The organism is Tatumella ptyseos, from assembly GCF_030552895.1.
Classification (GTDB): domain Bacteria; phylum Pseudomonadota; class Gammaproteobacteria; order Enterobacterales; family Enterobacteriaceae; genus Rosenbergiella; species Rosenbergiella ptyseos_A.
On sequence record NZ_CP130649.1, the window covers coordinates 1,379,732 to 1,392,027 of the forward strand.

Annotated in this window: 13 protein-coding genes; 9 read left to right on the top strand and 4 right to left on the bottom strand. The window is 47.1% G+C overall.

The window, feature by feature from the left end; genetic code table 11:
• Positions 1 to 27 precede the first annotated feature (27 nt).
• Genes QJR74_RS06485 through QJR74_RS06495 form a run of 3 tightly spaced genes read left to right on the top strand, consistent with a single transcriptional unit; the run spans position 28 to position 1,870 of the window.
• Positions 28 to 780, top strand: coding sequence for an SDR family oxidoreductase (locus QJR74_RS06485; protein WP_304373731.1), 753 nt, complete (start codon positions 28 to 30; stop codon positions 778 to 780).
• Entirely contained in the window at positions 777 to 968 is a 192-nt protein-coding gene (locus tag QJR74_RS06490; RefSeq protein ID WP_304373732.1) for a hypothetical protein, read from the top strand. The genes QJR74_RS06485 and QJR74_RS06490 overlap by 4 nt, the downstream gene beginning before the upstream one ends.
• Positions 965 to 1,870 (top strand): DMT family transporter, encoded by a 906-nt coding sequence (locus QJR74_RS06495; RefSeq protein WP_304373733.1) that lies wholly within the window; start codon positions 965 to 967, stop codon positions 1,868 to 1,870. Before QJR74_RS06490 ends, QJR74_RS06495 begins: the two co-directional genes overlap by 4 nt.
• On the opposite strand, the gene QJR74_RS06500 is transcribed toward QJR74_RS06495, so the two are convergent.
• On the bottom strand, positions 1,860 to 3,542 hold the full coding sequence (locus QJR74_RS06500; RefSeq protein ID WP_304373734.1) for an alpha-keto acid decarboxylase family protein: 1,683 nt from the start codon (positions 3,540 to 3,542) through the stop codon (positions 1,860 to 1,862). The two genes, QJR74_RS06495 and QJR74_RS06500, sit on opposite strands and share 11 nt — an antisense overlap.
• 141 nt (positions 3,543 to 3,683) lie before the next feature.
• Between QJR74_RS06500 and QJR74_RS06505 the strand changes: the two genes are divergently transcribed.
• Positions 3,684 to 4,145 carry an Lrp/AsnC family transcriptional regulator gene (locus tag QJR74_RS06505; protein ID WP_304373735.1) on the top strand — a complete coding sequence of 154 codons (462 nt, stop codon included), beginning with the start codon at positions 3,684 to 3,686 and terminating at the stop codon, positions 4,143 to 4,145.
• Between the two features lie 298 nt (positions 4,146 to 4,443).
• Positions 4,444 to 5,832, top strand: a complete 1,389-nt coding sequence (locus QJR74_RS06510; RefSeq protein WP_304373737.1) for a sugar porter family MFS transporter — start codon at positions 4,444 to 4,446, stop codon at positions 5,830 to 5,832.
• A gap of 40 nt (positions 5,833 to 5,872) precedes the next feature.
• On the opposite strand, the gene QJR74_RS06515 is transcribed toward QJR74_RS06510, so the two are convergent.
• On the bottom strand, positions 5,873 to 6,112 hold the full coding sequence (locus QJR74_RS06515; protein WP_304373739.1) for a DinI family protein: 240 nt from the start codon (positions 6,110 to 6,112) through the stop codon (positions 5,873 to 5,875).
• Between the two features lie 171 nt (positions 6,113 to 6,283).
• On the opposite strand from QJR74_RS06515, the gene QJR74_RS06520 reads away from it, so the two are divergent.
• Entirely contained in the window at positions 6,284 to 7,285 is a 1,002-nt protein-coding gene (locus QJR74_RS06520) for a zinc-binding alcohol dehydrogenase family protein (protein WP_304373740.1), read from the top strand.
• Between the two features lie 44 nt (positions 7,286 to 7,329).
• Here the strand turns inward: QJR74_RS06520 and QJR74_RS06525 are convergent, their stop codons facing one another.
• Positions 7,330 to 8,412, bottom strand: a complete 1,083-nt coding sequence (locus QJR74_RS06525) for an oxidoreductase (RefSeq protein ID WP_304373741.1) — start codon at positions 8,410 to 8,412, stop codon at positions 7,330 to 7,332.
• A gap of 155 nt (positions 8,413 to 8,567) precedes the next feature.
• Between QJR74_RS06525 and QJR74_RS06530 the strand changes: the two genes are divergently transcribed.
• Both QJR74_RS06530 and QJR74_RS06535 read left to right on the top strand, forming a co-directional pair.
• Positions 8,568 to 9,515, top strand: a complete 948-nt coding sequence (locus tag QJR74_RS06530) for an extracellular solute-binding protein (protein WP_441007636.1) — start codon at positions 8,568 to 8,570, stop codon at positions 9,513 to 9,515.
• A gap of 17 nt (positions 9,516 to 9,532) precedes the next feature.
• Positions 9,533 to 10,279: a molybdate ABC transporter permease subunit gene (locus QJR74_RS06535; RefSeq protein WP_304373742.1), complete on the top strand. Its 747-nt coding sequence runs from the start codon at positions 9,533 to 9,535 to the stop codon at positions 10,277 to 10,279.
• A 27-nt stretch (positions 10,280 to 10,306) separates the two neighbouring features.
• Here QJR74_RS06535 and QJR74_RS06540 read toward each other — a convergent pair whose 3' ends face one another.
• The gene (locus QJR74_RS06540) at positions 10,307 to 11,227 is read right to left on the bottom strand and encodes a Kdo(2)-lipid IV(A) acyltransferase (RefSeq protein WP_304373743.1); all 921 of its coding nucleotides are present in this window, start codon (positions 11,225 to 11,227) and stop codon (positions 10,307 to 10,309) included.
• A 197-nt stretch (positions 11,228 to 11,424) separates the two neighbouring features.
• Here QJR74_RS06540 and QJR74_RS06545 point away from each other — a divergent pair, with 197 nt between their 5' ends.
• Complete coding sequence (locus QJR74_RS06545) at positions 11,425 to 12,261, top strand: endonuclease (protein ID WP_304373744.1); 837 nt, start codon at positions 11,425 to 11,427, stop codon at positions 12,259 to 12,261.
• The last annotated feature ends 35 nt before the right edge of the window (positions 12,262 to 12,296 follow it).

A 12,296-nucleotide genomic window follows, 5' to 3' on the forward strand; every position in this document is an offset into this window, starting at 1 on the left:
AGCATTTGTCATATATGAGGAAAGCGTGTGGCACAGCAAAATATCACCCTCGTTACCGGGGGATCCAGAGGAATTGGTAAGGCAACAGCGCTGTTATTGGCCGAACGAGGGCATAAGGTCTGTATCAATTATCGGCAGCGCGAGGAAGAGGCGCTAGCGGTAGTCAAGACTATCCGCCAGCAGGGGGGAAGTGCCATCGCTATTGCCGCCGATATCAGTGATGAACGGCAGATCCTTGCGATGTTTTCTCAGATTGATCAGCGTTTAGGGCCCATAACGGGATTAGTCAACAATGCTGCTCGGCTTTTACCCCAATCGCGAGTCGAACAGCTCTCTGCTCCCCGTTTATCTGAGATCTTCCAAGCAAATATCAGTGGTTCGATACTCTGCGCGCGTGAGGCAGTCAAAAGGATGTCTACTCAATATCATGGACGTGGCGGCGCAATCGTAAATGTTTCATCGGCGGCAGCAAGATTAGGCTCAGCCTTCGAATATACCGATTATGCAGCGTCTAAAGGGGCGATTGATACCTTTACTCGGGGCCTAAGTGTGGAGGTAGCAGCGGTAGGGATTCGAGTCAATGCAGTTAGACCGGGGTTTATTTATACCGATATGCATGCTGAGGGGGGGGAGGCCGATCGTGTTGAGCGGGTAAAATCGCAATTGCCAATGGCTCGAGGGGGACAGCCTATTGAGGTTGCTTATGCCATCGCGTGGTTGCTTTCGGAAGAAGCCTCTTACGTAACAGGAAGCTTTATCGATCTCGCCGGGGGAAAATGACCTCTACAGCTAGTGTCTGCTGTACCATTGGATCGAGTAATCTGCCTATTATCGACGTCGAACACGATGGAGTATTGGCATCAGAGTTTATTTTTTATTGGAAGGGAGTATCCGCCGGGTTGAGTGATCGCCCAGCGTTACTGCAACTGGCAAAACGGATTATCGCCCAACGCTTGGAGAGTCTATGAACGCTACCTCACTCGGAAATAGTTGCGTCGTGATCGCCGCATTACTGTGGGGGACTACGGGGACGGCCGCGCGCTTAGCCCCACAATTAAGTCCGATTACCATCGCCTGTGTGGCCATGGGAATTGGCGGGATATTACAGGCATTATTAGCGTTACCTGCCATCCTTAAATCGTTGTCACAACTTAATCAACAGCGCAGTTTATTAATTTCTGGTGCTTGTGCGGTAGCTATCTATCCACTCGCTTTTTATAGTTCAATGCATCTTGCCGGGGTGGCAGTGGGTACGGTCATTTCCATAGGCTCCGCACCGTTATTTTCAGCTGTGATTGAAAATCGCCTTGAAAAAAGCGTCTTAACTAAGCAGTGGTGGTGCGGGGCGCTGGTTGGTGTCGTTGGGATCAGTTTACTGGCGCAATTACATGCAGCGCCTTCAGCGAATAGTCGTCACTCCTCATTGGCATTACTTATTGGCGTCGCCTTAGGCCTCCTGGCGGGACTGACCTATGCCTTGTACTCATGGACCGCAAGAAGAATGATGGTAAGGGGAGTCATTAGTCGTGCGGCGATGGGCGCGACGTTCGGTTTGGGTGGTTCGTTGTTAATACCGTTATTAATCGTGACCGGCGCGCCTCTGTTAGTGTCATGGCGTAACGCGCTGGTAGGCAGCTATATGGCGATCTTTCCGATGTGCGTGGGTTACCTCTGTTACGGTGCGGGCTTGGCACGGATTAAGGCCAGCGTTGCAACAGCAATCACCTTACTTGAGCCAGTGGTAGCGGCACTCCTTGCCGTGTTGATTCTCGATGAAAGCCTATCCCCTACAGGCTGGGTGGGGATAGGGCTAATCATTGCTAGTTTAGTGATCACCACTTTGCCGAGTCGAAGAACCCCTAGTGATTAGGGTTACGTGGCCCACAATTACCGTAGTCGTACTCAGCAAAACGCTTTGCGAACTGCTTTAGTTGAGGTGGGGCATCTAGGGGGGAGAAGCGTATTTCAATAAAGATGGCTTTATTTCGGTTTGGATCTGCGGCAGCTTGCAAGGCTTGATCTAATGAAGGTATATCATCCACGATGAATGATAGGGCATTATCACCTTTATCGAGCACACTGGGCAGTTGAGCGTAATGCCATTCGTTCACATCGTTGTAGGAAGAGGATTCGCCAAGAATCAGTCGTTCTATGGTATAGCCTCGATTATTTATCAGAAAAATAATCGGCGTAAGCTGATGCTGTAATAGGGTAGAGAGTTCCTGAACCGTGAGTTGTAACGAGCCATCACCAATAAACAGCAAATGACGTTGAGCAGGTTGTGCAACCTGCGAGCCCAGTAGAGCGGGTAGCGTAAAGCCGATAGATCCCCAGATAATCTGCGAGTGATAGCGAGCCCCCGCAGGAAGCCGCAAGTTTGATGCACCGCTATGTGCGGTGCCCGCTTCACCAAAAATGATGTCTTCCGGTTGAATAAAGCGTTGAATAGCTTGCCAGAAATAGGCCTGAGAAAATGACAGATCACTAGTATGAGATACCGGTAAGGGTGATTGAGGAATGCGGGTGTCAGCCTCACGTTCAGCAAGCTGCGCTGCTAATTTTCCAAGTAACTCTTTGAGCATCACCCCGGGAAATTGCGCGCCATTAATGGCCACGTCGAAGCGTCTTAATGCCACAAGTTTTGCGTCATCGATACGCTGGCTAAAGAGTCCCGTATTACAATCAGTAAGACGTAGTCCGACCCCAATCACGCAGTGTGATTGATGAACCGCGTTGCTCACCGCAGACAAACTGGCTTGACCGGCATAAACACCAAGGTAGAGTGGGGAGTCTTCATGTATTATCCCTTTGGCACTGGGTAGGACGGCATACGGGATATTCAATTTCTCGGCGATAATTTTAATAAAATCGACGACACCAAAGCGTAAGGCATCATTATCTAGTAAAAATACGGGACGATTTTCAGGCTGCCATTCACGCTTTAGGCGTGACATCACGTGAGCTAATTGCTGTGGATCACTTTTAGGTTCTATCAAAGTTAAGGGCTCTGCAGGGACCTCAATCATTATATGGGTAATGTCAGAGGGCAATTGTAGATGGACGGGGCGCCGTTCAAGCCAACAAGATTGGAGTAGTCGATCTATCTCAATCACGGCATTCGCTGGAGTCAAACGCGTTTGTGCAACAGTAAACTCTGCAACACAACGCCCAATATTATCGTAATCACCATCGACCAATGTGTGGTGGAGTAATGCCCGTTCATTAACAGCATGCAGAGGCGGCAACCCACTAATATGTATCACTGGAATATTTTCTGCATAGGCACCCGCCAAGCCGTTAAGTGCGCTTAAATCACCCACCCCCCATGTTGTGACAAAGGCCCCTAGACCCTTACATCGGGCATAGCCATCTGCCGCATAAGCGGCGTTCAATTCATTACAATTATTTATAAATTTTACGGGGGAAAGCGTTAGGGTTTGTTCAAGGAAAGAGAGATTAAAATCGCCGGGTACACCGAATAGATGCTCGATACCGACTTCATGTAATCGCCGCAGTAAAAATTGTCCTAATTGCATTTGCATCGATGTCACCCCATGCTAAAAATGATGAATGATTAGTGCAGAAAATAAAGATTTCTAATCAGTCTAGCGGGAAAGGGGTGCAAGAGGTGTGCATCTTTTGTCTCTATATGGCTTATGCTACATGAATTGTGCGAGAAACGAATGGATAACTTTGATTGGAAAATTATTTCAGCGTTGCAACTAGATGGACGTCTTACTAATCAAGAGGTGGGTCAAAAAGTGGGATTATCCGCTTCACAGTGTTCGCGCCGCCGAACCGCGTTAGAAGAAGCAGGGATTATTCTAGGCTACTCTGCTCGGGTAAATGGCCAAGCCATCGGCTTACAAGTATTGGCTTATGTTCATATTAACTTGCATAGCCATGACCCTAACTCAATGCTCCATTTTCAACAGATCATTGATAAAGAGGCAGCGATTCAAGAAGTTCATATGGTTAGCGGTGAAGCGGACTATTTATTGAAAATTGTCGCGACGACGTTAGAGCAATTAGCCGATTTTATCTCTAATACCTTATTAGCCAGTGAAGTCATCAGCCATGTAAAATCATTCGTGGTACTGAAGAAACTCAAACAGATCAGTCAACTTCCTACTCGACCGCTGTAAGAGCTCGCGACCGCTCACACTGCGCCTGTAGCTGATGATGCTGGTAAGGGGGGAGCGGGGCTGTCATCATGTGCTGGTAAGCGACACAAGCCGGAGTTAAACCTTGTGGTGTAGGAGAGGGAGACGAACAGCCACTTAATAATGTACTAAGTAAAAGATAAGTATAATGCCGCGTCATTCATATTCCCTTTCAAATGTTTTAAACATCTTAGCAACATTCTGTGACCGGTAACACATCAAGAGACATAACATAACATTACCATCAATTTACATAACTATAACTTTTTGGGGTGTTATTATGATCGAATCTACGCGTCGACAACGCAAAGCGAAACATTTTACCTGGTTTGTCGGGGGTATTGCCGCGTTATCTGGATTGTTATTTGGGTTAGACATTGGGGTGATTGCAGGTGCGTTACCCTTTTTAGCTAAGGATCTGTCAATCACGAGCCATCAACAAGAGTGGGTGGTGAGTGCCATGATGTTTGGTGCGGCGATTGGAGCGCTAACCGCGGGGTGGATGTCTTATCGCCTTGGCCGTAAAAAAAGTATTCTGGCAGGGGCTATTTTATTTATTATTGGATCGTTATGGTCGGCGTTATCGCCCGATGTCACTAGTCTGGTATGTGCTCGCGTGCTACTTGGTCTAGCGGTAGGTTTTGCCTCTTACACCGCGCCACTCTATATCGCAGAGATTGCCCCTGAACGTTATCGTGGCTCAATGATTTCTATGTATCAGATGATGTTAACGACCGGTATTGTGGTGGCCTTTCTCTCCGATGCCGCGCTTAGCTATAGCGGCAATTGGCGCTTAATGCTTGGAGTGATTGCTCTACCTGCATTGGTATTATTTATCGGCGTTATTTTTCTGCCAAATAGCCCACGCTGGTTGGCGGCGACCGGACGCTATCATGATGCACAGCAAGTGTTAGAACGTTTGCGTAGTACGGATGCACAAGCGAAGAAAGAATTAGATGAGATACGTGAAAGCTTAACCATTAAGCAAAGTGGCTGGTCACTATTCCGTACTAATGCTAATTTTCGTCGCTCTGTAGGCTTAGGGGTGTTACTACAAGTCATGCAGCAATTTACTGGGATGAACGTGGTGATGTATTACGCGCCTAAGATCTTTGCAATTGCTGGATTTGCCAGTACTTCCCAACAAATGTGGGGAACAGTTATTGTTGGGTTAACGAATATGTTGGCCACCTTGATCGCGGTCGGATTAGTGGATCGCTGGGGACGAAAACCGATGCTATTGACCAGTTTTCTGGTCATGGCGGTAGGAATGGGCGTATTGGGTCTATTTATCCATAACGGTATTCATTCGGTTGCTGTGCAATATACAGCCATCGTTATGCTACTGCTTTTCATTGTTGGATTCGCTATGGCGGCAGGCCCAGTTATCTGGTTACTGTGTTCAGAAGTTCAGCCGCTGAAAGGCCGTGATTTTGGTATCACTTTATCGACTACCACCAACTGGGTAGCGAATATGATTGTCGGTGCAACCTTCCTGACATTATTAGAGAGCTTCGGTAATGCCAATACTTTTTGGCTGTACGGCGGATTAAATCTGTTATTTATTTTGATTACATTATGGCTAGTACCGGAAACCAAAAATGTTTCGTTAGAACATATCGAACGTAACTTGATGCAGGGTAAAGCCTTGCGTGATATTGGTAAATAATCAAACTAAGAGGGCGATTAAAAGCGCCCTCAGCATCGCATTACTCCGCAACTAACCACATATCAGCTTCTTCAAACATCTCTTCAAGCATACGGTTTAGTTTTTCTCGATCACTTTTACTGGCATCACTATTTAAGCTATTCATCTGCATCGGTTTAACGCGAACTTCCGCATCCGGAAAGAGACGTCTTACTCGCTGGGTTAACTCTTGCAGAATAATGTCTACAGCGTTATCGAGCCCTGCAACATTTCTTTTGTCATACACTAACTCTACGTACATAGCTCACCCATTAACTGTATAGATAAACAGTATATTGCCTAGGCCTTAAGTTATTGTCAAGGGGGGATTTTATGTCATTTAGGCAAGAGTCTCGACAGGCTTAATCCTGCATGTCAGGATAATCCGCTATGCTTGTAGAGGATAAATGAGATCACTATTGTGGAGAGTGTAATGAAAGCGATTGTCTATCAAGACCACCAATTACCTATTACTGACCCTAAAGCGCTGTATGACATTGACACAGAAAAACCGACGCCAGGGGCGCGCGACATATTGGTGCGGATTAAGGCTATTTCGGTTAATCCTATTGATACCAAAATACGACGTTCTAGTCGCCCAGAAAAACCTCGTATTCTTGGTTGGGATGCAGTGGGTGAAGTGGTTGCGATAGGCGAAAAGGTGAGTTTATTCGTGCCCGGCGACAAAGTTTACTACGCTGGCTCCTTGGTCCGTCCGGGGACTAACGCTGAATTCCATACTGTAGACGAACGTATTGTCGCTAAAATGCCCACAACGTGCAGTGATGCGCAAGCGGCAGCCTTGCCTTTGACAGCCTTGACCGCATGGGAACTTTTGTTTGACCGTTTAGCGGTTGAAACTGAGAAACCGAAAACCCTATTGATTATTGGTGCAGCGGGGGGAGTGGGTTCTCTCTTAACCCAGCTTGCTAGTAAACTGACCAAGCTGCGCGTGATCGCGACAGCCTCGCGCCCGGAGACTGTGCAGTGGGTCAAGTCTTTAGGCGCAGATGAGGTGATTGATCACTCAAACTCTCTCGTTGACGAGTGTCGCAAAGTGGGAATTGAACAGGTCGACTATGTGGCGAGCCTGACCCACACTGATAGTCACTATGAAGACATTATCGAACTCCTGGCTCCACAGGGGAAACTGGGGTTAATCGATGATCCCAAAACTTTAGATGCACTGCCGTTAAAGCGTAAAGCGATTTCTCTCCATTGGGAACTGATGTTTACCCGTTCATTGTTCGAAACGGATGACATGATCCGTCAGCATGAGATCTTAACCCAAGTTGCGAGTCTTGTAGACCAAGGGATAATCAAAACGACGCTTTCAGAACATTACGGTTCAATCAATGCGGAGAACCTGCGTAAAGCTCATGCGATGTTGGAAAGCCACAAGGCGAGAGGAAAAATCGTCTTAGAGGGGTTTTAACATAAAAAGAAGGGAGATATAGGCTCCCTTCGATAACGAGTAGGCTAGCGCAGTTGAGCGAACTCCTGTTCGGTGAGCGCTAACTTTTGACGTTGACCGCTTTGCGAGGCGGTCATCGCCGCTTCAAGCACGGCCATGACTGCGAGAGCCTCTACACCGGAAACCGGATTATCTTTGGCCTGGAGCAATGCCTGTGCTATGCCTTGATAATAAAGACTTTGATCTCCAGCTGGGGTGGCTAATTTCTGTTTCTTGCCTTCAGGGCAGTAATAGCTCACTTCATCGTCGTCTCTCCCCCAATTGCAACTACCTGGTAGGACGCCCGACGCTAATTGAGCTTCTTGTTGATCAATACCTGCTTTGACTAAGCTGCCTTCTGTCCCATGGACGATAAATCGTGAACTGCCGCCGGCGGCAAGCATTGAACAATGCAGGATCACTCTATGTGTTGGATAATTTAATATTACATGGGCCCAGTCATCAATCTGTGCGCCTTCACGCAATGAGCAGATATTACCTTCGACAGAGTCAGGTAAGCCAAAGAGCTGGAGAGACTGATCGATCAGATGGGGGCCGATATCAAACCATAAGCCGCTTCCAGGTTGTGCTTGCTCGCGCCAGCGGTCGCGAACTTGTGGGCGAAAACGGTCCATATGAGATTCAAAATGCGCGACGGCACCAATTGTACCTGCTTGTAAATAGGTCTTAATGGCTAAGAAGTCACTGTCCCAACGCCGATTATGGAATACGGAGAGTAAACGTTGTTGTTGGTTAGCAATGTCGATTAATTCCCGGGCTTCAGCCAAGTCGAGCGTGAAGGGCTTATCGACAACAACATGTTTATTGGCCAGTAGCGCCTGTTTGGCAAGGGGAGCATGAGTGGTATTGGGACTGGCGATGACGACTAGATCAATATCTGGGTGAGTGATAGCAGTCGTTATATCAGCGATGACTTCAACAGTCGGGTAGTCTTTGTACACTTTTTCGCTATCGCTCGACGCGACAATGGCTAACTCTAGATCCTCAGTTGCGCTAATCAGGGGGGCATGAAACGTTTTACCCACGAAACCATAACCAATGAGAGCGACCCTTATTCGAGAAGTGGTTTGTTGACTAACCTGACTCATGTGCCGTCCTTATGTAGAATAAATGTTAGTATATTATAGCTAAACTATTAACTTAGAATATCTTTGCGTTGAAAATAACCTTAATAGGCGACTTGCTTTCGTTTTTTAAGCTGATTATTGTGTGAAAATCTTATCTTTCAAAAAGGGTGCCTTCTGTGCAGACCCCATCCCGTAATACCCTAAAAAAGCGTTATTTAGCGCCTCTACTTTTCCTTAGTTTTTACTGTTCCAGCCAATCGTTGTTTGCGCAGACCTTAACCGTTACCTATGCCGGCTCGATGGGTGTGGTGATGGATAACGGATTAGGGCCGGACTTTGCCAAGAAAAATCATGTCGATTATCAAGGGCAAGGGCAAGGGGCTTATGGGATGGCTCGTTTGTTAGCAGCAAAAAAAGTCGTGGCTGACGTGTTTGTTTCCATCACGCCTGGACCTATTGATGTATTGAAGCAAGCTGGGCTCGTCGATCAGGCCCAGCCTGTCGCCAGTACTCGCATGGTGATCGCTTACAATCCACATAGCCGCTATGCACAACAGTTTGCTCAAGCTGGCGATGATAAGAAGGCGCCTTGGTGGAAAATCTTGTCAGAACCGGGCTTGCGATTTGGCCGTACGGATCCGACCAGCGATCCACAAGGCCAAAACATTATCTTCACGCTTAAACTGGCAGAGCGTTATTATCAGCAGCCAGGTTTAGCGAACACCATAATGGGTGAGTTAATAAACCCTCGGCAGATTGCGGCAGAAGGGGGACTTTTAGCGCGGTTAGAGGCAGGGCAAGTTGATGCAGCTTCAGGCTATGAAAGTGCAACTCGTTCAGCAAAACTCCCCTATGTGGTGCTCCCCGATCAAATCAACTTAAGCAACCCGGATTACAGTAAACAATGGTATGACAAAGTGAATTTTACTTTGGCCGATCACACTGGTCAGCCCAAAACCTATCGTCCTCAGCCCCTTGTTTTCTATGCCGCGGTCCTAAAGAATGCACCGCATCCTGAACTCGCCCAGCAGTTCGTCCGCTATTTAACCAGCGCTGCCGCGCAGCAAATCTTCAAAGATAATGGCTATGACCAGCCGAAAGGGAAATCACTTTACGGGCAATAATTTCTAGGTTAGTGCTAATGTTACTGCGTAGTTTACTGTTTCCAGCACTGTGTCTGCTGGCCGTGCCATTTGTGACATTATTGGTGGTCACGCCATGGCAGCATTTTATATTAGCCTATGGCGATGTACGGGCCGTATGGACATCATTGAGTCTGAGTGTAGTTAGTCTCCCACTTATCATAGTGCTCGGTACCCCCGTAGCGCTATGGTTAGCGAATACGCAAGCATCGTGGCGCTTGACTATCGAAATAGGGCTACTGATTCCCTTATTAACCCCGCCTTTAGCGATGGGGATTTTACTGATGGCCGCCTATGGTCCTTATGGCACGATAGGGGAAATGATAGCTCGGCTAGGCGTTGATTTAACGAATACGCCAGCGGCTTTCATCCTCGCCCAGCTCTATGCGGCGTTACCTTTTTACGTACTGATGGCGCGTAATGCTTTCGAGGCGGTACCACCGGCCGTAAACGAGGTGGCGGAAACTCTCGGTGCAAACCGTTGGCAGATTTTCTGGCGGTTAACCTTCCCTTTGGCTAAGCGTGGCTTATTGAATAGCCTCTCTCTAGCCTGGGCGAGGGCGCTAGGTGAATTTGGGATTGTGATGATCTTCTGCTATTTCCCGCAGGGGATGCCTGTCAAACTTTATGTCGATTTGCAAAATGGCGGAGTGGATGCGGTCTATACCTTATTATGGATTTTGCTATTGACCAGTCTACCTTTCCCTTTATGGTGTTGCTATCGTTCTCGCAAGGCGCAAATTTAGCCCGCCAAAATTAGGCGGGCGTCAAAGTTAATACAGGGAAGGTTCGCCAGGTGGGCGCGTTTTAAAGCGGCGATGTAGCCACATGTACTGTTCTGGAGCCATCATCACGCATCGTTCGACTAATTTATTGAGCGCGATAGCCGTGTTGACATCAGAGTCAATGGGAATATCTTCCGCGGCAGGAAGGATCACCATCTCGTAACCTTTATTGCCAGGTAAACGACGTGCTAAGAAGGGAATAATTGCCGGTTGCCCCATGCGGATCAACATGTAGCTCCCCTTAGTTGAAGCAGCGTGTTCCACTGCAAAAAACGGCGCGAACACGCTACTTTTAGGGCCGTAATCATGGTCTGGGGCGTACCATAGGATATCACCTTTTTTCAGGGCCCTTAGCATACCCTTCACATCACGACGGTTAATCATGTCTTTGTTCGAACGCATACGACCGTAGGTCTGAAGCCAATCAATCACAGGATTATTATTGGGTCGATAGACGCCAATCCCTGGGTTATAGATTCCAAAAATTCGCGCGCCGAGTTCTAAAGTTAGAAAGTGGACGCCCAATAATAATACGCCTTTACCCTCTTGCTGAGCCTTAGAAATATGCTCAAGGCCTGAAACAGAAAAATGTTTTTTTATTCGAGCATCTGACCAAAACCACGCCATGCCGGTTTCAAATAGTGCCATGCCGACGGATTCAAAATTTTCTTTAAGCAATTGCTCTCTCTCTTGCTCCGATTTCTCGGGAAAACAGAGGTGTAAGTTTCGTGCAGCAACATAGACGCGATCGGTCATCACTTTCATTGCTAATCGCCCAATTAACGGGCCTAGCGTGTTCAAAAATGTATAGGGTAACTGCACGACTAAATAAAGCGCGCCAATGCCACACCATAAAAGAAAATAGCGTGGATGAAGTAATTGACGAGTAAACTTAGGCAAAATGGTCATTATAAACCCTAATCATCTAAATAAATTTTAACAATATGCTGGGTATTATATCGTAGTTGAAGTGAAAAAGCTGGCCTAGCTTTGTAAAAGCCCTACACATCATACAGATGCCTTTATAGGAGAGAATTTTCTGATAGCAGTGCTCAGGGTTTATCAATTTGCTACACTTACTGAATAGCATGCTGACGAGACCTTTTATGGCCCGTGAACAAGACACTGAACTTTACACTTATCCTCAACAACTTCGCGATACGTTAGCGCATCTTCCTGCTACGCCTGGTGTCTATTTTTTCTGGGCACCAAATAGCCACGTGCCGCTTTATATTGGTAAAAGCGTCAATATTCGCTCACGCGTGCTGTCACACTTACGGACAGTAAGAGAGGCAAAACTTCTCCGGCAAACAGATAGAATCACTTATACTGAAACCGCTGGAGACATTGGAGCGCAACTCCTCGAAGCCACACTGATCAAGCAACTTATCCCGTTGCACAATAAACAGTTGAGAAAACAGCGTTCCCTTTTCACCTTACAATGGCTCGAACCTCGCGTTGCTTTTGTGAGTTCGGCTGAACATAATTTTGCTCGTACCCCAAACCTTTATGGTCTATTTCGTAATAAACGCTCAGCGATGGAGTTTATTAGGAATCTAGCCGATGAGCATCAGCTTTGTCTAACCACCTTAGGTATCGAGTCTGGGCAACGGGGGAGGGGATGTTTCCGTTCAATGTTAGGTAAATGCCGAGGGGTATGCCAAGGTAAGGAGTCTCTCGAGCAGCATAGTGAACGAGTCATCCAAGCGTTGTCTGCTTGGCAGATCAAAATGTGGCCTTACAAAGGGAGAGTGGCTATACACGAGCAACGTGAAGGATTTAACGATTACCATATTATTGATCATTGGCGCTATCTGAATACGGTCGATTCGTTAGGGACTTTACCCAATGCGGAACCAGGGAATAGCTTTGATGCGGACAGTTACCGAATACTTTGCCGAGCACTATTCAGTGGTGTTGAGATAATTCCTTTGGATGAATAAAAAGGTAAAGTTGATGCACTTTACCTTTATCAATG

Excerpts from the sequence above, each read along its gene's own strand:
- QJR74_RS06540 (WP_304373743.1), bottom strand. The coding sequence starts at position 11,227 with ATGACCATTTTGCCTAAGTTTACTCGTCAATTACTTCATCCACGCTAT.
- QJR74_RS06525 (WP_304373741.1), bottom strand. The coding sequence starts at position 8,412 with ATGAGTCAGGTTAGTCAACAAACCACTTCTCGAATAAGGGTCGCTCTC.
- QJR74_RS06545 (WP_304373744.1), top strand. The coding sequence starts at position 11,425 with ATGGCCCGTGAACAAGACACTGAACTTTACACTTATCCTCAACAACTT.
- QJR74_RS06515 (WP_304373739.1), bottom strand. The coding sequence starts at position 6,112 with ATGTACGTAGAGTTAGTGTATGACAAAAGAAATGTTGCAGGGCTCGAT.
- QJR74_RS06520 (WP_304373740.1), top strand. The coding sequence starts at position 6,284 with ATGAAAGCGATTGTCTATCAAGACCACCAATTACCTATTACTGACCCT.
- QJR74_RS06510 (WP_304373737.1), top strand. The coding sequence starts at position 4,444 with ATGATCGAATCTACGCGTCGACAACGCAAAGCGAAACATTTTACCTGG.
- QJR74_RS06495 (WP_304373733.1), top strand. The coding sequence starts at position 965 with ATGAACGCTACCTCACTCGGAAATAGTTGCGTCGTGATCGCCGCATTA.
- QJR74_RS06490 (WP_304373732.1), top strand. The coding sequence starts at position 777 with ATGACCTCTACAGCTAGTGTCTGCTGTACCATTGGATCGAGTAATCTG.
- QJR74_RS06500 (WP_304373734.1), bottom strand. The coding sequence starts at position 3,542 with ATGCAAATGCAATTAGGACAATTTTTACTGCGGCGATTACATGAAGTC.
- QJR74_RS06505 (WP_304373735.1), top strand. The coding sequence starts at position 3,684 with ATGGATAACTTTGATTGGAAAATTATTTCAGCGTTGCAACTAGATGGA.
- QJR74_RS06535 (WP_304373742.1), top strand. The coding sequence starts at position 9,533 with ATGTTACTGCGTAGTTTACTGTTTCCAGCACTGTGTCTGCTGGCCGTG.